This window comes from Nesterenkonia sp. K-15-9-6, assembly GCF_052656005.1.
Window position 1 is genome coordinate 1 of sequence record NZ_JBQYEY010000023.1, and the last position, 20,916, is coordinate 20,916.

General features: G+C 63.4%; 18 protein-coding genes and 1 pseudogene. 8 read left to right on the forward strand and 11 right to left on the reverse strand.

The window, feature by feature from the left end; genetic code table 11:
- The 8 genes from SD455_RS13065 to SD455_RS13100 all read right to left on the reverse strand — a co-directional run.
- The coding region (locus SD455_RS13065) for a DEAD/DEAH box helicase family protein (protein ID WP_445508359.1) at positions 1–4,722 on the reverse strand (4,722 nt) is incomplete at its 3' end.
- A 179-nt stretch (positions 4,723–4,901) separates the two neighbouring features.
- Positions 4,902–5,585, reverse strand: coding sequence for a hypothetical protein (locus SD455_RS13070; RefSeq protein ID WP_445508360.1), 684 nt, complete (start codon positions 5,583–5,585; stop codon positions 4,902–4,904).
- A 204-nt stretch (positions 5,586–5,789) separates the two neighbouring features.
- On the reverse strand, positions 5,790–6,347 hold the full coding sequence (locus SD455_RS13075; protein WP_445508361.1) for a single-stranded DNA-binding protein: 558 nt from the start codon (positions 6,345–6,347) through the stop codon (positions 5,790–5,792).
- 170 nt (positions 6,348–6,517) lie between these two features.
- Positions 6,518–6,895: a hypothetical protein gene (locus tag SD455_RS13080; protein WP_445508362.1), complete on the reverse strand. Its 378-nt coding sequence runs from the start codon at positions 6,893–6,895 to the stop codon at positions 6,518–6,520.
- 72 nt (positions 6,896–6,967) lie between these two features.
- A complete protein-coding gene (locus SD455_RS13085; RefSeq protein WP_445508363.1) occupies positions 6,968–7,564 on the reverse strand; it encodes a recombinase family protein in 597 nt (198 codons plus the stop codon).
- Positions 7,565–7,702: 138 nt separating this feature from the next.
- The gene (locus tag SD455_RS13090; RefSeq protein ID WP_445508364.1) at positions 7,703–8,608 is read right to left on the reverse strand and encodes an AAA family ATPase; all 906 of its coding nucleotides are present in this window, start codon (positions 8,606–8,608) and stop codon (positions 7,703–7,705) included.
- Entirely contained in the window at positions 8,595–10,037 is a 1,443-nt protein-coding gene (locus SD455_RS13095) for a Mu transposase C-terminal domain-containing protein (RefSeq protein ID WP_445508365.1), read from the reverse strand. The genes SD455_RS13090 and SD455_RS13095 overlap by 14 nt, the downstream gene beginning before the upstream one ends.
- Before the next feature lie 18 nt (positions 10,038–10,055).
- On the reverse strand, positions 10,056–10,682 hold the full coding sequence (locus SD455_RS13100) for a recombinase family protein (protein ID WP_058889640.1): 627 nt from the start codon (positions 10,680–10,682) through the stop codon (positions 10,056–10,058).
- 331 nt (positions 10,683–11,013) lie between these two features.
- Between SD455_RS13100 and SD455_RS13105 the strand changes: the two genes are divergently transcribed.
- From SD455_RS13105 to SD455_RS13120, 4 genes and pseudogenes are all read left to right on the forward strand, one after another.
- A complete protein-coding gene (locus tag SD455_RS13105) occupies positions 11,014–11,532 on the forward strand; it encodes a Chromate resistance protein ChrB (protein WP_445508366.1) in 519 nt (172 codons plus the stop codon).
- Positions 11,529–11,960: a chromate resistance protein ChrB domain-containing protein gene (locus SD455_RS13110; protein ID WP_445508367.1), complete on the forward strand. Its 432-nt coding sequence runs from the start codon at positions 11,529–11,531 to the stop codon at positions 11,958–11,960. The genes SD455_RS13105 and SD455_RS13110 overlap by 4 nt, the downstream gene beginning before the upstream one ends.
- Before the next feature lie 44 nt (positions 11,961–12,004).
- Positions 12,005–13,366, forward strand: a complete 1,362-nt coding sequence (gene chrA / locus SD455_RS13115) for a chromate efflux transporter (RefSeq protein ID WP_445508368.1) — start codon at positions 12,005–12,007, stop codon at positions 13,364–13,366.
- A gap of 48 nt (positions 13,367–13,414) precedes the next feature.
- A pseudogene (locus tag SD455_RS13120) lies at positions 13,415–13,805 on the forward strand (transposase); the annotation flags it as partial.
- Between the two features lie 140 nt (positions 13,806–13,945).
- Here the strand turns inward: SD455_RS13120 and SD455_RS13125 are convergent.
- Entirely contained in the window at positions 13,946–14,833 is an 888-nt protein-coding gene (locus SD455_RS13125) for a LysR family transcriptional regulator (protein WP_445508369.1), read from the reverse strand.
- Between the two features lie 97 nt (positions 14,834–14,930).
- Here SD455_RS13125 and SD455_RS13130 point away from each other — a divergent pair, with 97 nt between their 5' ends.
- The 4 genes from SD455_RS13130 to SD455_RS13145 all read left to right on the forward strand — a co-directional run bounded on the left by SD455_RS13130 (position 14,931) and on the right by SD455_RS13145 (position 19,569).
- Positions 14,931–16,433, forward strand: a complete 1,503-nt coding sequence (locus SD455_RS13130; protein WP_445508370.1) for a malate:quinone oxidoreductase — start codon at positions 14,931–14,933, stop codon at positions 16,431–16,433.
- A 136-nt stretch (positions 16,434–16,569) separates the two neighbouring features.
- Positions 16,570–17,679, forward strand: coding sequence for a site-specific integrase (locus SD455_RS13135; protein ID WP_445508371.1), 1,110 nt, complete (start codon positions 16,570–16,572; stop codon positions 17,677–17,679).
- A 17-nt stretch (positions 17,680–17,696) separates the two neighbouring features.
- Positions 17,697–19,157, forward strand: a complete 1,461-nt coding sequence (locus SD455_RS13140; protein ID WP_445508372.1) for a tyrosine-type recombinase/integrase — start codon at positions 17,697–17,699, stop codon at positions 19,155–19,157.
- The gene (locus SD455_RS13145; protein WP_445508373.1) at positions 19,147–19,569 is read left to right on the forward strand and encodes a DUF6262 family protein; all 423 of its coding nucleotides are present in this window, start codon (positions 19,147–19,149) and stop codon (positions 19,567–19,569) included. The genes SD455_RS13140 and SD455_RS13145 overlap by 11 nt, the downstream gene beginning before the upstream one ends.
- Before the next feature lie 203 nt (positions 19,570–19,772).
- Here SD455_RS13145 and SD455_RS13150 read toward each other — a convergent pair whose 3' ends face one another.
- Positions 19,773–20,345 (reverse strand): PIN domain-containing protein, encoded by a 573-nt coding sequence (locus SD455_RS13150; RefSeq protein ID WP_445508374.1) that lies wholly within the window; start codon positions 20,343–20,345, stop codon positions 19,773–19,775.
- 65 nt (positions 20,346–20,410) lie between these two features.
- Entirely contained in the window at positions 20,411–20,851 is a 441-nt protein-coding gene (locus SD455_RS13155; RefSeq protein WP_445508375.1) for a helix-turn-helix domain-containing protein, read from the reverse strand.
- Between the last annotated feature and the right edge of the window lie 65 nt (positions 20,852–20,916).

Consider the following 20,916-nt stretch of genomic DNA (forward strand, 5'->3'; position numbering starts at 1 on the left):
CCGGTTTTGCGGCCGGCCCTCGGGGGCGGTCACCGGGCCCAGCCCCCCTGGGTGGGGGGCCCCGCTCCCCCCGGGGGGGGCGGGGCGCTGCACCGGCCGCCCCACCCCGCCCAGCCGCCCCGCCGGCACCGGGTCCGTCGCGTTGAGGAAATCTCTCTGGTCACGCCGCACAGCTTCTGTGCGGACCAGCCTCTCCAAGTATCCGGCGGCTGCCGGCCGGTCAGTCAACCTGGTTCCTTCTGCCGTGGTGAACGCGAACGCATCCCCACCGGTGGGCCTCACCGCAGCCGCAAGCTCTCGCAGCCCGGGCAGGTGCCGCTGGAGGTAGTCGGCTCTGTCCGTGTGCTGGCGGACCTCACGGCGCATCATCGCCTGATTCTGCTGGAATGACTCTTCCAGGACCTTCAACTCCCGGATCTTCAGCTCCAGGTCTTCTCGCTGCTGGATTCTGGGGTCACCGGTCAGCACAGCGGCTGCCTCGGCCGCGCTGAACTCCAGACCGGGCATCGGGTCGTCCATCTCCCGGTCGGTGACCATTCCAGACTTCCACTGGCTGATAAATCGCGCCTTGTGCGCCACGATGTCCCAGCTCCGCACGTCGAAGGTCTTTTCGGTGCCGTATGCGTAGATCTCCACCTCGTCGTTCTGGTTGCCCTGCCGGAGGATCCGGCCCTCCCGCTGCTCCAGATCGGCGGGCCTCCAGGGAACGTCCACGTGGTGCAGCGCCACCGCCCGGGACTGGATGTTCGCTCCGGTGCCCATCTTCTGGGTGGAGCCGATCAGCACGTTGACTCGTCCGTCTCGGCAGGCGCGGAACAGCTCGACCCGCTCGGAATCTCCACCGGCCTCATGGATGAAGGCGACCCGCTCCTCATCCAGCCCACGGGCGACCAACTCAGCCCTCAGTGCCGCATAGGCGTCGAAGTCCTCGTTACCTGGTGTCCCCTGATCGGAGAACACGATCTGCAGCCCTCCCGGGCGGGTACTGGTCGACCCGTCCGTCAGGGCGTATCGGCGCTGGTGAGTCCGCTCGTGGACCTCGGCGATCTTGTCAGCGATCATGCCGACCTTCCCACCGTCAGCATCGGCTGGAAGACCGACCATCCTGGGGTCCAGTGCCACGCGGCGGGCGTCCGAGGAGAGCTTCAGCATGTTGTCCTCGCTGGGCTCCACCACCCGGTTCTTGATGTCGTCGACCCGCTCGATCAGCAGCTCGGTGTAGTCCGCCACCGGCCCGGTCGGCTCACGGGTCAGCAGCTGCCTCTGCCCACCGATGAGCGAGGGGATGGGCACCTCGAGATCCGCAGCGGTCACCCGGTCGGTGAACAGCCGGTTCATCTCGGCCAGCTCCGGGGTGTTGATGTACCTGCTCACCCGGGTCTTGGGCTCATAGCCGGCACCAGTGACAGAGAGCTGCATCTTCGTCTCGGTCTCCGTGAACTGGGCCGCCCAGGCATCCACGGTGTCCAGGCGCATCTCTTCGAGCACGTCAGGGCGCAGGAAGCGCTGCATCACCCACAGCTCACTCATCGAGTTCGCCACAGGTGTCCCAGTGGCGAAGGTCGCCACCGAGGGCACGTGGCGGCCGGACTCCGCCCCAGGCACGCCGCGACGTCGGGCCTCCTCGGTCTTGAACTCCCGCAGAGCGCGCAGCTTATAGTCCAAGTCGCGGGCGCGCTTGGATCCGCTGTGGCTCAGCTCGGCCAGCTCCGCCTGCCGGGCCAGGTTCTTGAAGTCGTGGGCCTCATCGACGAACAGGTAGTCGATCCCGGTCTGCTCAAAGCTCAGCCCCACGAACTTCCTCGACTCATCCTCCTTGGACGCGGTCTCCAGACGCCGCACAGCAGCTTCGGCCTGCTTCACGTGTGCGCTGCCCCGGCCCTTGCTCTCCGCCAAGCGCTCAGCATGTGCTCGTGCGGCTCGGACCTCACCCTCCAGCCACCCCCGCCGCCGCTCCGGGTCGATAGGGATCGCCTCGAACGTCGTCTGGGGGATCACCACACAGTCCCAGTCCCCTGCCGCCGCACGCGCCACCCAAGTCGCCTTCTCCTGGGCAGAGATCCCGGTCGGGATGGCCATCACCTGCGCGTTCGGGTACCACTGGCGGAACTCCGTGGTGATCTGATCCACCAGGTGGTTCGGAACCACCATGGCCGGCTTGGACGCCTGACCCGTGCGGCGCAGCTCCATCGCGCCCATGACCATGGTGCCGGTCTTCCCCGCTCCGACGACGTGGTCCAGCAGCGTGGCCGGCTCATTGACGATGCGCGCCACCGCCTTGGCCTGGTAGCTGTAGGGCTTCCGATCGGCGCTGAGACCCGGCAGTTGCAGCGCGGCCGCCGCAGTGGTGTAGTCCGCCGGCCGCACGCTGTTGAACAGCTCGTTGTACCGCTCCTGGAGGATCCGTTTGCGGGTCTCATCGCTGAGGACCCACTCCTGGAAGCGGCGACGGATCCTGTTCACCTTGTCCCGGCCCGCCTGGGAGGCGGCCTCGTTGACCACCCGCCGGCCCTCGTCGTTCTCGGTGGTGAACCGCACCGGAGTACCGTTCATCGCCAGCTCAAGGATCTGCGCCGGTGACTTCCGGTGCTTCGGGATGCCGAACTCATAGCGGATGTTGTCAGAGATCCCCCCAGGTGGGGCCTTCACCGTCCAGCGGTCCTGGCCACGCACCGAGACCTCCTTCGAGGCGGTCTCACCCCTGAATACCTCAACCCCGTCACTGTCCAACAGCTCACGGGCGAACTGGACGTGATACTCGGTCGGGATCCAGCGCGCCCCTGGAGCCATACGCACATCGGCCAGGTCGATCGTCTCCGGCAGAACCTCCTCCAGCGCTGCCACATTCGGGCCGAACGTCGCCGGGTCCTCGGCGGCGGCCTCCCGTGCTTCCTTCAGCTTCGCCCGCACGTTCCCGGAGAGGTACTGCGGTGCCGAGGTCATGACGCCGGTGCCGGGATCGGTGAACGCGTGGCCACGGATCCGCTCGGAGGCCTCATCAACCTCGATGTCCAGCAGCTCGGCCACCCGATCGACGTCGACCTGGCGGCGCTCGTCCATGCAGATGGCCACCGCGTCCTCAACCGTGGTGGCCCGCTGGGCTCGATGATCGACGCCCAGCACGGGCTCGAGCTGCAGCTTCGCCGGCTTTGCCGTCCCGCTCTCAGGGTCGTAGTGCTCGACGCTGAGGACCAGGCCGAAGTCCGGGTCGCTGCGCAGAAACGTCAGGTGCTCCTGAACCGTTCCTGCCAGCCGTGGCTGGTTCGCCTCCTCCTGAAAGCCCTCCAGCACCTCGGCAGGTGGCTCGACGTCCGCCTCGAGGGCGTTCTCCTGTCGCCAGGTGGCGACCAGCTCCTCGACGTGTTCTCTCTGCGCGGCCTTCGGGGGTCGACGGTACTTGTCCTGCCGCCGGTTGATACCCCGCGCCACGGACCCGTCCGGCAGCGTGTCAGAGAAGGTGGCGTAGTGGTGCTCCCACGCGGCCCGCAGCTCGACCCGTGCCGCTTCCGCCGCCTGGGCATCGCCGCTGGATTCAGCGTCCAGGACCTCCCGTGCGCGATCGCGCACCGCCAGCAGCGCTTGGGCCTCCGGGATCAGCTTCTTCGAACACCTCACCGGCTCCCAGGTCAGATCCGGGGTGTAGCGCTCGACACGGGCAGACCGGCCAGAGCCAGTCATCCGCACGTGCCCGACCCTGGCCTCGGGCTCCTGGCGCTCGACAAGCCCCGGCTGGTGCTCCGGCACCACCACAGACCCAGGGACCTCTGGGGCGTACCCCAGTCCGCGCGCGCCGGCACCGTCGATGATGGATTCCAGCTGACCGCGCAGCTGGGCGGAGACCTCCTCGACGCTCAGCCCGTCTCGCATCACCCGGATCGTGGGGTTGCCGTACTGGTCGGTCCCCGGTTGCAGGGTGCCGATCACGTGCTCTGGATGCTCGGTGAAGTACCCCGGCCAGGTCACCTCGTGAGTCTGGCCCTGGACGGTGACCTCGCGACTCTGGGCCCTGACCCACGTGGTGGTCGCGTCGATCCGCTCCTTGCGCTCCTCTGAGGTCATGTGCTCGCGGCGACGCAGCACCAGCACGTCGGTGGCCACTGAGGTGCCCGCTGCGGCCGCGAATGCTCCTTCTGGCAGGCGGACCGCTCCCACCAGGTCGGCATAGCGTGCCATCTCGTCACGGGCTTTGGAGGTCTTCGCCCCCAGGGTGTGTGCTGAGGTGACCACCACGACGTAGCCGCCCGGTGCCGTGTGCCGCAGTGACTTCACGATGAAGTGGTTATGGATGTTCAGCCGGTTGGGGTTGTGCCGCTGGTCATGGACCCGGAAGTCCCCGAACGGCACGTTGCCGATCACTGCGTCGAAGGAGTCCTCGGGGAAGCGGGTCTCCTCGAAGCCCTGAGCGTTGATCTGTGCCCTCGGGTACAGCCGCGAGGCGATTCTGGCGGTCGTCTCGTCCAGCTCGACCCCGACCATCTGGGCACCCTCCGGGGCGGCACCGATGAACGCCCCCGACCCGGACCCGGGCTCCAGCACACGCCCCTGGCTGAACCCGGCCCGCTCCAGAGCGCCCCATAGGGCCCCTGTGATGCGCGTATCGGTGTAGTGGGCGTTCAGGGTGGTGCGTCGAGCCGAGTCCCACTCAACCGGGCTCAGCAGCTCACGCAGCCGCGCCCTGGGCTCCGCGAACTCCTCGTTGTGCTCGTCGAAGATCTTCGGCACCGCGCCCCAGGACGTCCACCCGGCCAGCACCTGCTGTTCAGCCGGTGTGGCGTGGCGGTGTTCGGCTTCGAGTCGTCGCAGGGTCTCCAGGGCGTCGATGTTGAGCTGGACCCGGTGGGCGGTGCCTCCTGGAGCCTCTGGCGGCAGGCTGTGCCGGTCATAGGTGACCGGCTCACCGTTCAGCCGGTGAGGCTCTGCTCCTGCAGGCGCTGGTTCCGTCGCTCGTTGTTCTGGACCACGATCTGCATCAGGTCCGGCAGCCCGCCGATGTCCACCGTCAGAGGCGTCATCCCCTGGCTGAGCATCCAGTCGTGGACCTCGCGCACCATCTCGAACTGCTCGGCCAGGATCGCGTCCTGGTCCTGGCGCGGCTGGTCCTGCATCCACGCCAGGCTCAGCCACTCCTCGTCCCTCTCCGGGAACCTCTGGTTCAAGAAGGTCACCCACCGGGCCTTCAGGTGCGTCTCGAATGTCGGCGTCATCCCGCTGCCCGCCGCGTCCAGGATCTTCCTGGTCAGGTCGATCACTGTGACCACCGGAGCCGTTTCCGGGCTCAGCGGTTCCGGCTCCCCCGGCTCCGGAATCCCGAACAGCCGGTCGTACTGGGTCTCCATCGGCTCCCGGTACTCCGGAGCCCACTGAGAGTCCTCCAGGACCTCGTGGGGCCGCTGCCAGGTCGTCGGGTCGTTCTCCCAGTCCACGATCTCCAGCAGCGCCTCGATCTGCACGCTGCTGCTGCGCAGTGTCCCCTCCGATCGAGGCTGGAACATCTCCGGCTCCCGCTGGACCTGGTGCAGCCTCAACCGGCTGTTCTCCAGCCAGTACGTGCCCTGCGTCTTCTCTGTCACTGTCGTTCGAGCCATGCCCGTCACCTCCCTGCCCGAGATCTTCGGGCTCAATCACCAGCTCTTCACCCACGAGCGCGAACAGCGCCAGCTGGTTCTCTGCTTCTCGACGTGATCCTCGTGCCACGTGCGCTCCTTTACATAACTACACATGGGGCGCGGTGAGTCAACCACCGCGCCCCATGTGTTCCGCCTATGAACAGCTCCCGTTCCGCAGCGCTCTCAGCTGACCCCGGGCCCCTGGTGCCCCGGACCCGTGGGCTGCTGGCTCTGATGCACCGCCCAGGACTGCTCCGCTTCACGCCGGAGCCGCTCACCCTCAGGGGTCATCTCGTGCTGAACCTGCTGCTCCTGGCTCATCTGCGGTCCCTGCTGCTGCACAGCGCGCTCGGCTTCCTGGCTCCGTTCGGGCACCATCTCCACCGCCGAGTACCGCAGGCTCGGAGCCACGTCGTTGGCCCAGATTCGCCGGTTCAGCCCCGCCTCTCCCTCGCGAGTCACGAACGGCTCCACGCTGTAGTTCCCGGTCACCCGCACGAAGTCACCCTTCGACAGCGACTGCTGGACGTTGTTCCCCAGCCGCTGGTTGTCCATGGCGACGTCGTAGAACGTCGCCCCGGCGTCCTCCCACTCCTGGGAGTCCCGGTTGAACCGGCGGTGATTCTCCGCCAGCCGCAGCACCGTCAGATCCTTCCCCGCAGGTGTGGTGACCTGCTTCGGATCGTCGACGAGGTTTCCTGATACTGACTTCTCGCCTAGCTTCTCCTGCGCCATCGTCATCTCCTCCTTGTGTCACCCGCCCCGACCTCGCGGAGCGGCCGTACACCAGAGATTCGACCCCGCAGAACCTCCACGGGTGTGACACACATTTCTCCGGCAGCACGAAAGGGGCGGGCGACGCACTGATCCCAGTGCTCGCCCGCCCCTTCCTGGAGCCTGCTCGTGTGCGTTCAGTCCTTGCCGCCCACGAACCTCGCAAACGACCCAATCGCCTTGCCGCCGCGCACTACGATGTCGACGATCAGCTCCGCGCCAGCGATTCCCACCACGCTCAGCAACAGCCAGAGCTGGACGTCCGGGGAGACATCGCCCTGCCGGACCGCCAGCTCTCCGAGGCCGCCCAGCCCGACTGCAACAGCGATCCACCGCAGGGACCGCGCCACTTCCTTGGTCCAGCTGTGCCCCGCCCTCTGCTCTCCAGGGATCGAGGACGCCACCGCGACCAGCACCAGGCGGAAGACCGCACCCACGCCGATCATCACAGCCACACCAACATAGACCCACATCACGACTGCCAGAACCTCTTCGGTCACTGCCAACCCGTCCATCCGGAACCCTCCGATCACTCACGCTCGTCACCCTGACAGGCTCTCTTCGTACTCAGTGTCCGGGGGTATGTGTCAGCCCTCGTGAACTCGTCCCAGGTTCCGCCGCACAGTGCTCCTGCTGACGCCCAGGGCCCTGGCGATCGCGGACGCTCCCATGCCAGCGGCACTCATCGACGTCGCGGCCGCGATCATGTCCGCATTCATCGCCGGAGGCCGACCCAGCCGAGTCCCCCGCGCAGCAGCCTCCGCCAGCCCGACCGTGGTTCGCTCCGAGATGAGATCACGCTCGAACTGGGCGAAGCTGGCCAGCACGTGCAGCATCAGCCGACCCATGGCCGTAGACGTGTCGATCGCCTCGGTCATCGACCGGAAGACGACTCCACGGCGCTCCAGGTCGAGCCCCACCTCGATCAGGTGCTGCACCGAGCGACCGAGGCGGTCCAGCTTCCACACCACCAGGGTGTCTCCTGCCTGCAGCTCACCCAACACCCGCAGCAGCTCTGGCCGGTCCTCCCGGACACCGGAGGCGCGGTCGACAGCGACTTCATCACAGCCTGCGGCCTCCAGTGCCCGCACCTGCGCCCCCGGGTCCTGGTCAGCCGTGGAGATCCGCGCATACCCCACCCACCTGCCACGCAGCCCGTCACCTCGCCTCTGCTCTGTATCCATGCTGCGAGACTACGCGGCACCCCCGAGGCCACCCCACCTTTTGACCAGGGATTCTGACCGCGCGCGTCGCGGTGTGTCGCCATCGCCTGTGAGTTGCAGCGATAATCGTCGGTCTTTCCGCAGCGGTAATCGGCGTCCCTAGTGACCGATGAGGAGCGCGTCCCGCGCGGCTTCCACCACTTCGGGGGTCAACTCGTCGAGCCCATTGACTGTCTGCACACGTTCGATCTGGGTGAGTAGTCGATCCACGAGGCGAAAGTTGCCACCTGTGATCCGCACGATGGTAGCGACAGCTGTCGCGTGGGCGACACCACCGTCGGCGGCACCCTCAGCTGCTGGTAGGCGCGTGGTCAGTACCGCGGTGAGTTCATCCGCAGTCAGCTGACGATACTCGTGGGCGAAACCAATCCGACTGTAGAGCTGCGGATATCGAGCGAGGCGCTTCTCGATCCCGGGCATACCGATGAGGATCACCCCCATGTGGTGATGATCGTAGAAGTCACGAACCTGTTCCAGGCCTGTGGTCTTGAGGCGATCAGCTTCGTCAATGATGAGCAGCTCAGTGCGTCCGCTGGAGCGAGACTCCGTATGGACGTAGGGGTCCACGACACCGTGCTCGGCGAAGTCCATAGCGAAAGAGATCTTCTGGCAGACCCGCGGCAGTCCCTGGTCGATCTGCTTGGTGGTCGCAGCCACGGTGGGGGTGAAGAACGCGGTGCGGGCCTCGAGCACGCGCGGCGGCACCGGGCCGAGATCTTCAGTGAAGAGGGAATGCCACTGCTCCCATTCATCGATGCCGCCGTAGTGACGGGCAGAAAGAGTCTTGCCCACCCCGGGCGGGCCCCAGCAGAGCCCGATGTAGCGGTGGGCCCTGACGGCATCCGCGAACTCGGTGAAGCGACGATGTTCCCGGGTGGTTTGAAAGGATGGCAGGTCGGGTCGCGGTGGGGCGCTGGAGTTGACCTCTCCGAAGTCTTGCGTGAGGAACCGGCGCCCGTCTTCGCCTTTGTTGAGGATGGAATGTCCAGGGCTATTCGGTGGCATAGAGGCGCAATCGGTGTCGTGGTGGTGAATTCTCGATGGTTGGCGGTTCTACCGCGGCAGGCGTAGGAGGGGCATATCGCGAGTCGACTGGCAGCGTGTCGGCAAGGCTGCGGCGTTGTCGCAGCTGTCGTTTCAGGTCGCGGCGGCGTTGAGTCCGGGCCGCTTGGAGCTCTTGGAGGGAGACGGACTCTGCGGCAAGTTGGGGAGCGATCGCGCGGCAGAGGAACTCGTCGTGGAAGTAGACCCGGATCTCACCGACATCGCGGGGGTTGAACCGCACTGTCACCTGTTCACCGACGTAGGCGGCTAAGACCGTGGAGAGGTACCGGGTGGAGGCAAACTGGATCCCGTCGCGCTGGACCTTCCGCGTGGCGGCCGCAGTCAGCAGCAGAAGGTCGAGCTCCTCAGGCCGGGCAGGGGCACGTGGGATGAAACCAGAGGCGCCCCATCGGTGGGCAGGCGCTTCATCGGTTTCGGAGTGGGTGCGCTGGTTGTACTCGGTGACGATGAACTTCTCCATGATCGCGTCGAGCTCTTCAAGCGTCAGTGTCGGGTCAGTGGCCGGGGTTCCGTTGGTCCCGTGCGGGATGTGCCCGGGCAGATGCGGCAGCAGCTGGGAGGTGACGGACCCGTAGAACCGTTCGATTTTTCCCCGGCCTTGTGGAATACCGACCCGGGAGTGGATGAGCTGGACTTTGGTGTCTAGGCAGACGCGCTCCAGCCGGGCGGAGGTGAAGTCGGAGCCATGGTCTGAATAGAGCAATTCGGGCAGACCACACAGGGGCCAGGAAGGATCTTCCTTGGGGTTGATGGCCTGGTGCAGTGCCAGTGCTGTCTGCTCCGCCGTCGGGGCACCCAGGAACAGGGTGTACCCGGCAACCGCACGCGAGTAGTCATCCAAGAGCACCGTCAACCAGGGGCGCACCGGGGCGCCAGCCTTATCCAGGACCGCAACATCGAGAAGCGTGTGATCGGCCTGCCACTGCTCATTCGGACGTGCGGCGCTGCGGCGCAGCACCAATTCAAACCGATCCCGGTACGTAGCGTCCCCGTGTTGAGCCAGGGTCCGTAGACCAGGATCGATAGCTCCGATGATCGCTCGGACGCTGGAGTAGCTCGGCGCGGCCAGGCCTCGGTCATCGGCGATGTCGCAGACCCTGCGATGGATGAACGCGGCTGTGGGCTCAGGCCGCCGAAGTGCCAATGCTTCGATCACTTCAACGAGCTCAGCCGGGATTCGTCGTCTCCCACGGTCACTACGAACCCGGCGCGCTAAGCCGCGCGAGGTTGGGTCAGCGCGGTATTTCGCGGACCAGCGGGTCAGTGTTCGCAGGGCCACCCCTGATTCCGCGGCGATGCGCGTCCAGGGGACTCCTTCGTCGTGCTGGCGCAGCAGAGTGATCTTCTCCTCTGCGGTGAACTGCGCCATCGCTATCACCGACCGATATCAAATCTCAGAGCCGGCGTCGGCTTCGGTGTCTACCCCGGCGGTCACCGATTCAGCAGGCCGGGGTGGAAGGTGTCGATACAGACTGGTCCGGGCAATCCCCGACTTGGTCACGATCTCAGCGATGGTGTGCCCGGTCTCGCGCAAGTGCGCAGCGTAGGCCAGCTTGTCCGGGTCCACCACCGAGGGTCGGCCCACGCGGCGACCTTTCGCCGTGGCCACTGCTCGGGCATGGGCGGCACGTTCGAGCGTGTAGGTGCGTTCCATCTGTCCGAACAGCGCCAGCAGCACCACGGCCAGCTGCGCCATCGGATCATTCGGGTTCGATGAATCGACCTTGATCGGGTCAGCCAAGTTGCGGACCCCCACCCCTCGCTCGGCGAGGTCATGGATCAGGTTCAGGGTGTCACGCACGGTGCGTCCGAGCCGGTCGAGGGTGTGGACCACGATCACGTCGCCGTCGCGGGCATAATCCAGCGCCGCGCCGAGTCCGGGTCGATTGACGGTGGCACCTGATTTCTTGTCCACGTAGATCCGGTCGGCTGAGATGCCGACCTCTCGCAGGGCTTCGATCTGTCGATCTAGATCCTGTTTGGCCGTCGAGACTCGTGCGTACCCTAATTCCATGGCCTGAGAGTACCAGTAGTCGGAATCGTACGGAATAGGTGGAATGTGATTGTGGGATAACTTCTGGGATGACGACGCGCCGATAGCTGTGGATCCCGAGGCCTGCTCGTGAGGTCCGTCCCACAACCAAGGAACTGGGACTACTACGGCCTAAGGGAACAGGCTCGCTCTGCATCCGGTAAAGCCAAGACCTATCTTGAGGTCCTCAGGCAGGGCGTCTCATGGGGGCTTCCCTGGCTGATCCCTGGCGGAGGTGCGTGCGGATGATAGTTCGCTCATCAGGGCCCGGGTAAAGCGTCCGACTTTAATCTTTGGTGGTAACCATGGTTACATGATCAGCATGTCTGATGATCCCGGACGCCCCCAGGAATGGGTACTGATGACTTACCGTTTGCCGCGGGAGCCCTCGGCGCCACGATTGGCGTTGTGGCGCAAACTCAAGCGCCTAGGAGTAGCCCAGTTAGCGGATGGGTTAGTGGCCCTGCCGGCTGATGCACGCACCCGGGAGCAGCTGGAATGGGCGGCTGAGGAGGTCGAGGAGTCTGGGGGCACGGCCGGGGTATGGTTCGCGCGCCCTGCCAGCCGCAAGCTGGAGTCGTTGATCATCGAACCGATGAACGCAGCCCGAACGATCGAGTACGCCGAGATCGCTGCTCAAGCCCAAGCTGCCCAAGCATTAGAGGGTGCTCAACGGGCACAGGTGTTGCGGAAGTTGCGGAGACAGATGCGACAAGTGCAGCGCCGAGATTTCTTTCGACCCTCACAGCGCGACCAAGCCTGGGAGCTCCTGCGGGACCTCTCCGAAGTGGGCGTACAGAACCGTAACCAGGAGGAGGAAATGTCACCGTGAAGTGGGCAACCCGAGCCGGGGTACACATCGACCGAGCCGCGTGCGCGTGGCTGATTCGCCGTCATCTCGACGAGCATGCACAGTTCGTGTTCGTGGAGGGCCCTGAGCAAGTGCCCGCTGATGCCACCGCGTTTGATATGCGTGGGGTGGAGTTGGGTCACCAGGGACGCGATTGCACCTTCGAGACAATCCTGCGTCTTTATGAAATAGCTGATCCGGTGCTGTGGCGGATCGCGGCGATCGTTCACGAGGCAGATCTCGAGGATGAGCTCTACGATGCCCCCGAGGCGGCCGGTTTTGATCTGATTCTGCGGGCCTTATCGGGGACTCATGAGGACGAAGTCGTCCTGAGGATGACTGCCCCGATATTCGATGCCGTCTACGACCACATTCGGCGCGGCGTTCTCACTGGAAAGACAACCCTATGAGCCCCGTCCCACCGTCTTCTGACCGATCCGGCACGGACCTTCCCGTGGATCCCTCAGAGGTGAAGGTCCACGACTTGGTCCCGTTGCGGGAATCCACCCGGGTGTGGTTCAAAATCTCCCTGCAGACTTTCGGGGGCCCGGCTGGACAGATTGCGGTGATGCAGCGTGCTCTTGTTGATGAGCACCGCTGGATCGGGGAACGCCGCTTTCTGCATGCTCTGTCTTATTGCATGCTCCTGCCTGGGCCTGAAGCTCAGCAGCTCGCGATCTACACCGGGTGGTTGCTCAACGGCACTCGTGGGGGATTGATCGCCGGGAGCTTGTTCGTGCTACCCGGCTTCGTGGCCCTGCTGGGGCTGTCTGCGATCTACGTGGTCTTTGGGCAGACCACAGCGGTGACCGCACTTTTCCTCGGACTTGCCTCAGCCGTGCTGGCCATTGTCGCCCAGGCGGTGATCAAGGTCGCCAAGCGCGCACTGCATCACGGCGCTTTGGTGTGCCTCGCCGTCGCAGCATTCGTCGCGCTTGCTGTTTTCGATGTGCCTTTCCCAGCAGTCATTGGCGCCGCCGCCCTCATCGGTTGGGCGCTAGGCAAGATGCGACCAAAGATCATGGCTGCCCCGGTTAAGGAACCCGTCAAGGGTGAATCTAAGCCGTTAATCTCTGACGAGACTCTTCATCAGACCAGTCCCTCATGGCGGCGTGCCGCTGTCATTGTCGGCATAGGCCTGCCCCTGTGGCTGGGGCCGGTCGCGGCGGCGTTCGTTCTCACTGGCGCCCACAGCATCTTTACCCAGCAGGGCCTGTTTTTCTCTGGCACCGCGCTGGTCACCTTCGGCGGCGCTTACGCCGTGTTGGCGTTCGTGGCCCAGCAGGCGGTCGAGACATATGGGTGGCTCGCCCCCGGCGAGATGGTCCGCGGTTTGGCGATGGCCGAGACCACTCCGGGGCCTCTGATCATGGTCGTACAGTTTGTGGCCTTCCTCGGGGCGTTTCGTGCTTCAGGCAGCCTGGACCCGTGGACCGCCGCCATACTTGCGTCTGTGCTGACCACGTGGGTGACCTTCGTCCCGTGCTTCTTGTTCATTTTCCTCGGCGCCCCCCACGTTGAACGTCTGCGCGGAAACCGATCACTTTCTGCTGCCTTGACCGGGATCACTGCCGCCGTGGTCGGGGTAATCGCCAACCTGGCCCTGTATTTCGCCACGCACACTCTCTTTACCGAGACTGCGGATTGGACGTGGGGGCCGGTCCGTCTCGACGTACCACACCTTATGAGCCTGCAACCCGTTGCCGCGCTAGTGGCCCTTGCTGCGATAGGGATGGTTTTCATCCTCCGATGGAGCGTGCTGCGTACCCTCGGGGTCTGCGCGGCCCTTGGTCTAGTGCTGGGCTTCATCGTGTAAGCCCCACGCGGCGGTGTTCACCGAGGTCATCGACGATATCCGGTCCCCAGGCTCAAGGCCGGAAGGCCCTGGACCCGCCCGGATGCGGTGATCGCTGATAAGGCCTATTCCAACAGCGTCATTCGAAACTACCTCACCGGCCGGGGCATCAAGGTGGTGATCCCGCAGAAGTCCAACGAGAATGCCTCACGAAAGAACAAAGGCGCCGCCGGGGACCGTCCCCCCAGCCTTCGATGCTGACCTCTAAAAGGGTCGCAATGTTGTGGAGCGTCACTTCGGGCTGGCCAAGCAATGGCGCGGCATCGCTACCCGCTACGAGAAGTTGGCCATCCGCTTACGGGCACTTGGGCGCGCGTTACCGTTGCGGAAAAACCGCCACCTATCGCTGCGACTCACAGCCATCGCCAGGACGGTGCGTCAAAAACGTTCGTTATCTTGAGTTGAGCAACTGTGGCACGTCTTGACCTGTGGTTTTCTGTTGTGGACAGTGTCCACAAGGCTGTGGTCACTAGGGATGGAGAGCGCCGTGTAGTTATCGTCCATCATGTGTGGTTCCTTCCAAGGTAGGGAACTCGCCGTCTAGTTGAGGCCGCGGGTGAGGATGAAGTCGTTGAGGCGCTGGGTCACTGCTGTCTGGGTTGCCGTCGCCGATGTTAGAGCGATTGTGCGGGTGTGGTCTTCGCCAATGAGGGGGACCTCGGAGATTCCGTCAACACGCCGATCACTGTGTGGCAGGAGGGCGACGCCGAGTCCACGACTGATCAGTTCGCGAATGGTGGCGAACTCGGTGATCTCGATCCCAATGTTCGGTTCGTAACCGGCGCGACGGCACCAGCGTTCGGTGAGTTGGCGCAGGTTGTAGCTGGTGGGATTGGCGATAAAGCGTGCGTCCTCAAGGTCCTCCAGCTCGATGCATGCCCGGCTGGCAAGGGGATGGTCTTCGGGTAGTACGGCGTTGATCTGCTGAGTCGCGAGAATGGTGTGTTCGAGCTCTGCTGGTGGCGGGATCGTGATCGCCAGGTCGAGCCCTCCAGTCCGGAGGTCCTCGATTAGGGCAGAGCCATGTGCTTGCTTGAGCTGAAGGCGGATGCCGGGATGCTTCAGGTTGAACTCGGCCAGCATGTCGGGCACGGCACCTGACCCCATTGTCAGGGGGAACCCGAAACGGACCGTGCCGTGGTCCGGATCGGCAGTCTCGGTGACCTGCGCAATAGACATCTCGATGTCGTGGAGCGGGGCTCGGACTAGCTGCGCAAGGCTCACAGCAGACGGAGTAAGACGCACCGTCCTGCCGTCACGAATCAGCAGTGGCAGTCGCAGCGCCTCTTCGAGTGCGTGGATGCGTCGGCTCATCGATGACTGCGGGATCCCGAGCGCCGAAGCAGCTGAAGTCATGTGACCGCCTTGAGCCGCGACCTCCGTGAGTGCGCGAAGCTGTGGAGCCAGACTTTTCACCCATTCATCCATATACGGATTATATTGCCTCGAAAGTTCATTGGACGGAACGTTCTGTTCTGCGCGACGGTGGGATCACCAGATAGCGGCTTCAGGAAAGGGCAACACCATGACCCAGCGGTGGCGAAGAGCGGGAAATGTCGAGGAGGCCGACATCGTTCTCATCGGCGGCGGGATCATGTCGGCGACGTTGGGAGCGATGATCACCCTTCTTCAGCCTGATTGGCGCATCGTCTTGGTGGAGAAATCGAACTCACTGGCGAGCGAGAGCAGCGACCCGTGGAACAACGCCGGCACCGGTCACTCTGGGTTTAGCGAGCTGAACTACATGCCTGACCCAACTGATGGCAGCAAACCCGCCGAGATCGCCCGACAATTCCTCATCACCAGACAGTGGTGGGCCTACTTGGCGGAGTCTGGCCTGCTCGATCCACGCGAGTACCTCCACACCAGCCCGCATATGGACGTGGTGTTCGACCGGCGAGGCGTGGACTATCTGCGGCAGCGCTATCAGACTCTCATCACTGATCCGTTCTTCGCCGGACTCGAATACTCCGAAGATCCGGCCAGGATAGCCACCTGGGCACCTCTGATCATGGAGGGCAGGAGCGAGGATGGGCCGATCGCCGCGACCCGCCACCGCCACGGCACTGACGTTGATTTCGGCGCGCTGACCCGTGCGCTCACCAGCATCATCACCGACCGAGGCGGGACGGTTCTGCTCGGTCACGAGGTGAGTTCCCTTCGTCAGCAACCGGATGGCCGCTGGCTCGTATCGGGCCGGAGTGGTTCCCGTGGTGGGCGGTTCGCGATCCGGGGACGACACGTCTTCGTCGGTGCCGGTGGATTCGCCCTGCACCTGCTCCAGCGCGCACGTCTGCCCCAGGTCCGCGGATATGCCGTCCTGCCTGTCGGTGCCGCGTTCTACCGGTGTTCAGACCCGGAGGTCGCGGCCCGTCACGACGCGAAGGTCTACGGCCAAGCAGCAATAGGTGCCCCACCGATGTCAGTCCCGCATCTCGACAAGCGAATCGTTGACGGCCAGGAACACCTTTTATTCGGCCCATACGCGACATTCAGCACCAAACTCCTCAAACATGGCAAGCTCACTGACTTCTTCACGACTCTCCGATGGCACAATCTCCACGTCATCGCCGCCGCAGGTCTGCAGAACCTGCCACTGGTGCGCTACCTGATCACAGAGCTTGCCGCCGGCCCGAGAAAGAAATTCGCCCAGCTGCAACGGTTCTACCCGTCAGCTGCGTTCGAACAGTGGGAGCTCATCCTCGCCGGCCAACGCGCGCAACTGGTCACACCCGACAAGAACAACATGGGCGTCCTCCGCCAAGGCACCGAAGTGGTCACCAGCGCGGACCATTCCATCTCAGGGCTGCTTGGTGCCTCACCAGGGGCCTCAACCGCCGTTCCGATCATGCTCAATCTCCTCAGAGAGTGCTTTCCCGATCGATGGCAGAGCAGCTGGAAAAACACTATCGCCACCGCGGTCCCAGGATTCGAGAGGACCACCTGGGAGGCCGACGACGTGAGCGACAGCCTCGAACGGACTGCCAGTGCTCTCGATCTCACAAACACACCAGACAGGCACCCATGAGCCTTGACACCCCGCGAATGAGGACTGGTCACTCCCACTACCGCTCGGTAATAGATGGCCTAGCCGCCCCGCAGCATGTTGCCGGTGTGCCAGAGGCCGTAGCTGGTGTCGGCACAATACGCTGCCGGGAGGGTTGATGATCGTCCAACGCGTCGTTTCTCCGGTCAATGAGGTGGAGTCGTGGACGGTGTTGGATGCTGATGGTGCCCCGGTTGCTCCGATCGAGCGGTATCTGGCCTATTTGACCCGAATTGAGCGCTCACCGAACACGGTCAAGGCCTATGCCCATGACTTGAAGGACTGGTTCGAGTTCCTCAGTGCTGAGGGTCTGGATTGGCGTGAGGTGCGGTTGGAGAACGTGGGTGAGTTCGTCGCTTGGTTGCGCCGCCCGTTACACCTACGCGACGGTATGATTCCGGTCCTGCCGTCGGTGGAGCATCACTGCACCGAGTCCACAGTCAACCGCAAACTCTCTGCATTGAGTGCGTTCTACCAGCACGCTGTCCGCCATGGCATCGACCTGGGAGAACTGCTCAGGACATGGCAGCTAGCCGGAGGCCGCAGCTCGGGATGGAAACCGTTTTTGCACCACATCAGCAAGAAGACACCGCAGTCTCGACGTGCCATCTCGCTGAACGCGATGCGTAAGCTTCCACGGGTAGTGACCGTCGCTGAAGTACAGGCAATTCTCGATGCCTGTGACCATTTGCGGGATCGGTTCCTCTTCGCGGTGTTGTTCGATACCGGGATACGCATCGGTGAGGCGCTGGGCCTCCGGCATGAGGATATCGCCGCCGCTGGATCGCAGATCACCGTCCAACCTCGGACTAACGACAATGGTGCCCGCTCCAAGTCACGTGCTTCACGGACCATTCCGGTCAGCGCGGAACTTGTACGGCTCTATGCTGACTACCTTCACTTGGAGTACGGCGACCTGGACTCTGACTACGTTTTCGTTACCCTGTGGGGCCGACCTTATGGTCGCCCATTGACCTATGCGGCTGTCTACGACCTGGTGAAACGTCTACGTCGGCGGACAGGGGTGGATTTCGACCCGCACTGGTACCGCCATACCGCGGCCACCCGGATGCTGCGCGATGGAGTGCCGATTGAAGTGGTCTCAAAACTCCTGGGCCACGCCGACATCACGACCACCACCGCCGTATACGGGCACCTGAGTGTCCAAGATGCCCGTAAGTCACTGGAGGAAGCAGGATGGTTCACCGACCGGGAGGTCCAACTGTGAGCACGGTTAGTCCGTTGATGCCAGAGCAGCCAAACAATTCAGGGAACCAGTACCGATTGCCGGCACGTATAGCCAGGGTGTGGGAAACTGAGTACGGCAAAGACATCTGGCAGCTCCGCGCGCTCGGTATCAAGGACCGGCAGCTGGCGAACATAAATTTTGAAAGCATCCCGCAGTACTGGCTGAAGGCTCTTGCGAAACGCTGGGGAAGATGGCGGTTCTCCACCGGCCTCGGAGCTGGAAGTGTCGCCATTGGTACTCGGGCAGTCACCGTTTTCGGACAGTTCCTCGCCGACGCCGCGCCAGCTGTTCAGAGGTTGGCGGACCTGGACCGGCAGCTGCTGGAGCGTTATCTCGCTGACCTTCATGCCCGGTTCTCAGGCACCGTGACTCACCGCATGCTCGTGGGGCAATTGAATCTGTTCTTCACCACCATCAGGCAACACGGATGGGACGACTCGCTGCCCTCGACGGTGACATTCTTCAGCGAAGACATCCCCAAAGAGAACCCACGATTGCCTCGCGCCCTCAGCGAGACTGTGATGGCCCAACTGGAGCACCCCGACAACCTGGCCCAGTGGAACGACCCTACCTATGAGCTGATCACCCTGATCCTGATGCGCTGCGGACTGCGCATCACAGACACTGTGCAGTTATCAACTGATTGTGTCGTTTATGACAGGGACGGTGCCCCCTATCTGCGCTATCTCAACCACAAAATGAAACGCGAAGCCTTGGTTCCCATTGACGAGGACCTCGCCGAGGCCATCACCACGCAGGGCCACCGGGTGCGCCAGCGGTGGCCCAACACTAAACCGGTGCTGTTGCCGCGCGCCACCAATAATGACAACGGCGAGCTGCCGGTCCGTGATGGAACCTACCGCACAGTGCTGCGCCGATGGCTACAACGCTGCGATGTCCGTGACGAATATGGTGACCCTGTGCACTTGGTTCCCCACAGCTTTCGGCACACCCTGGGCACCAGATTGATCAACCGAGACGTCCCCCAAGAAGTGGTCCGACGGATCCTCGACCACGACTCCCATGCGATGACCGCCCACTACGCCCGGCTCAGCGACACCACGATCAGGCGGCACTGGGAAGCCGCACAGAAGGTCAATTTCAAAGGCGAAACTGTAACCCTCGACCCGGACGGACCTTTAGCTGAGGCAGCCTGGGCCAAACAGCGCGTCGGACGAGCCACTCAGGCCCTGCCCAACGGCTACTGCGGGCTGCCGGTCCAGCAATCCTGCCCGCACGCGAACGCCTGCCTGAGCTGCCCGATGTTCATCACCACCGCCGAGTTTCTGCCCGAACACCGTCAACATCGTAAACAGACCGTGGAGATCATCACCGCCGCCGAAGCCCGTGGCCAGCAACGACTGATCGAGATGAACCAGCAGGTTCTGGGAAACCTCGACCGGATCATTACCACCCTCGAAAACGATCAAGACGGTGAGGGCTTTGATGCATGCTGATAACAGCCACCATCTGGTCGCCGCCGCGAAACGACGCCACGATGAGACCCGCGCCAGAGCCATCCAGGCACTTCGAGACCTCGACCGCGATGGAGGTCCGGTCACCTTCCTGATTGTTGCGCGGAAGGCAGCGGTCTCGCGATCCTGGCTCTACACCCAGGACGACATATGTGCCGAAATTCGTCGACTACGCGACCTCCAACGAGGTGCAGTCCCGCCGTTGCCCACATCCCAACTTTCCACCGACGCATCTTTACTGCGACGGCTCGAAGTAGCCAATGCACGCGTCCGAGACCTCACCGCCGAGAATCAGCGACTCCGTAAACAACTAGAACACGCCCTTGGGCAACTACGGGCACGAAACCTTGACACCGTGACGGAGCCGAACTGCTTGATGGACGACTCAAGATAACCATGTCCAGGACGGAACTGCGCGAACCAACGGCCCTCGTGCTGGGCATCAAAGACACCCTCATTTGAACTCAAGATAACGTTCGATTCTGGTCACGCAGAAGAGCGAGGGGCTCCTCGGTGGGCCGCCATCCGCTCTCGGGTATTCCGGCATCGACCTCAACCCAAGGCAAGGCGTGACGTGGTGATAATCAGTACTCTTGCCTATTCTCGCGCGATCTCCTGCAACGCCTGCCGTACTCGCTTTGCGAACATCGGGCAGTAGCTCTTCCGAAGAGCCTCGTCCAGCTGCAGGTAATTCTGCTTGTCCTTCCAGTACTCATGTTGGCACCGAGTCACTTGCTTGACGCACTGCGGCCTGGAATCCGCGACGAGCAGGAAAAAATCGTCCGGGTGAAAGATCTCGTAGTTCTGCTCATCGGGGGTAGTGGTGATGTCTGTCGCTTCGTTGCAGGTCAGGATGATGTCAGCCTGCGAGGACACCGCAGCTGCATGGATGTGATAGTCGTTCTGGTCACGTCCATCGAAGGCTATATTCCCCGGAAACTCTCGGACCAGTTCATCGAGGCTGGACGTGATCGTCTCCTCGATGTTCGCAACCTGGTGCCCCGGAGCGTTGCTGTTGTTCTTCCTGTATTTGGCGAGTGCTTCACAGATGGCATCGCGGGTGGAATGAAGCTGGAACATGCCCTCAGCGGAATTGCGGAGGAGGAATGTCCAGTCTCTCAGAGTCCTGCTGTATAGGACGTTTGCGTCGACGAATACCCGCTGAACCATAGGTCGAGTCTACCGGGGCGAGCCGTCAGGACGGCTCACCCCGGCAGCAGCCCGACACCTGGAAGCTAGTCGTCGATGAGGTGATCCTGCTCGTCTTCCAACGCGCGGAGCTTGTCGAACGCCTCTTCACGCTTAGCCTTGCGCTTCGCCTTGAGAGCGAGCACTTCGTCTCGGTGGAACCGGTTGTGCGATCCGACTTTGAACGGCTCGATCTCGCCATCCTTAACCCACTTCATGAGGGTAGGGCGCGAAACGCCCAGAAGGTCGGCAGCAACGGTGCTAGTCAGCTGCTCCGGAAGAGTGCCGATATGCGGGGACTTTCCCTCCGCCATCGCACGGAGAGTAGCCATGAGAGCTCGCTCCACACTTGGGGGCAGCTCGTGCACTTTCCCATCGGCCGACTTCAGTACAAGTGATGCATCGCGCGGCACGCTTGTACCGTGGGCCTCGCGGGCCGTTTGCTCGCTGATGGTCACGCGCTCGTCGATCATCGCGGCTGCAGACATGATCGGGTTCCTTTCTCTGCGCAGAGGGTGTCCTCAGAATGAAGGGTGTGACCCTCTGGGCCTCA

What these genes read in the sequence shown, in the direction of transcription:
- SD455_RS13070 (WP_445508360.1), bottom strand. Translation starts at nt 5,585, where the DNA reads ATGGCTCGAACGACAGTGACAGAGAAGACGCAGGGCACGTACTGGCTG.
- SD455_RS13075 (WP_445508361.1), bottom strand. Translation starts at nt 6,347, where the DNA reads ATGACGATGGCGCAGGAGAAGCTAGGCGAGAAGTCAGTATCAGGAAAC.
- SD455_RS13080 (WP_445508362.1), bottom strand. Translation starts at nt 6,895, where the DNA reads ATGGACGGGTTGGCAGTGACCGAAGAGGTTCTGGCAGTCGTGATGTGG.
- SD455_RS13085 (WP_445508363.1), bottom strand. Translation starts at nt 7,564, where the DNA reads ATGGATACAGAGCAGAGGCGAGGTGACGGGCTGCGTGGCAGGTGGGTG.
- SD455_RS13090 (WP_445508364.1), bottom strand. Translation starts at nt 8,608, where the DNA reads ATGCCACCGAATAGCCCTGGACATTCCATCCTCAACAAAGGCGAAGAC.
- SD455_RS13095 (WP_445508365.1), bottom strand. Translation starts at nt 10,037, where the DNA reads ATGGCGCAGTTCACCGCAGAGGAGAAGATCACTCTGCTGCGCCAGCAC.
- SD455_RS13100 (WP_058889640.1), bottom strand. Translation starts at nt 10,682, where the DNA reads ATGGAATTAGGGTACGCACGAGTCTCGACGGCCAAACAGGATCTAGAT.
- SD455_RS13105 (WP_445508366.1), top strand. Translation starts at nt 11,014, where the DNA reads ATGATCAGCATGTCTGATGATCCCGGACGCCCCCAGGAATGGGTACTG.
- SD455_RS13125 (WP_445508369.1), bottom strand. Translation starts at nt 14,833, where the DNA reads ATGGATGAATGGGTGAAAAGTCTGGCTCCACAGCTTCGCGCACTCACG.
- SD455_RS13130 (WP_445508370.1), top strand. Translation starts at nt 14,931, where the DNA reads ATGACCCAGCGGTGGCGAAGAGCGGGAAATGTCGAGGAGGCCGACATC.
- SD455_RS13135 (WP_445508371.1), top strand. Translation starts at nt 16,570, where the DNA reads ATGATCGTCCAACGCGTCGTTTCTCCGGTCAATGAGGTGGAGTCGTGG.
- SD455_RS13140 (WP_445508372.1), top strand. Translation starts at nt 17,697, where the DNA reads ATGCCAGAGCAGCCAAACAATTCAGGGAACCAGTACCGATTGCCGGCA.
- SD455_RS13145 (WP_445508373.1), top strand. Translation starts at nt 19,147, where the DNA reads ATGCATGCTGATAACAGCCACCATCTGGTCGCCGCCGCGAAACGACGC.
- SD455_RS13150 (WP_445508374.1), bottom strand. Translation starts at nt 20,345, where the DNA reads ATGGTTCAGCGGGTATTCGTCGACGCAAACGTCCTATACAGCAGGACT.
- SD455_RS13155 (WP_445508375.1), bottom strand. Translation starts at nt 20,851, where the DNA reads ATGTCTGCAGCCGCGATGATCGACGAGCGCGTGACCATCAGCGAGCAA.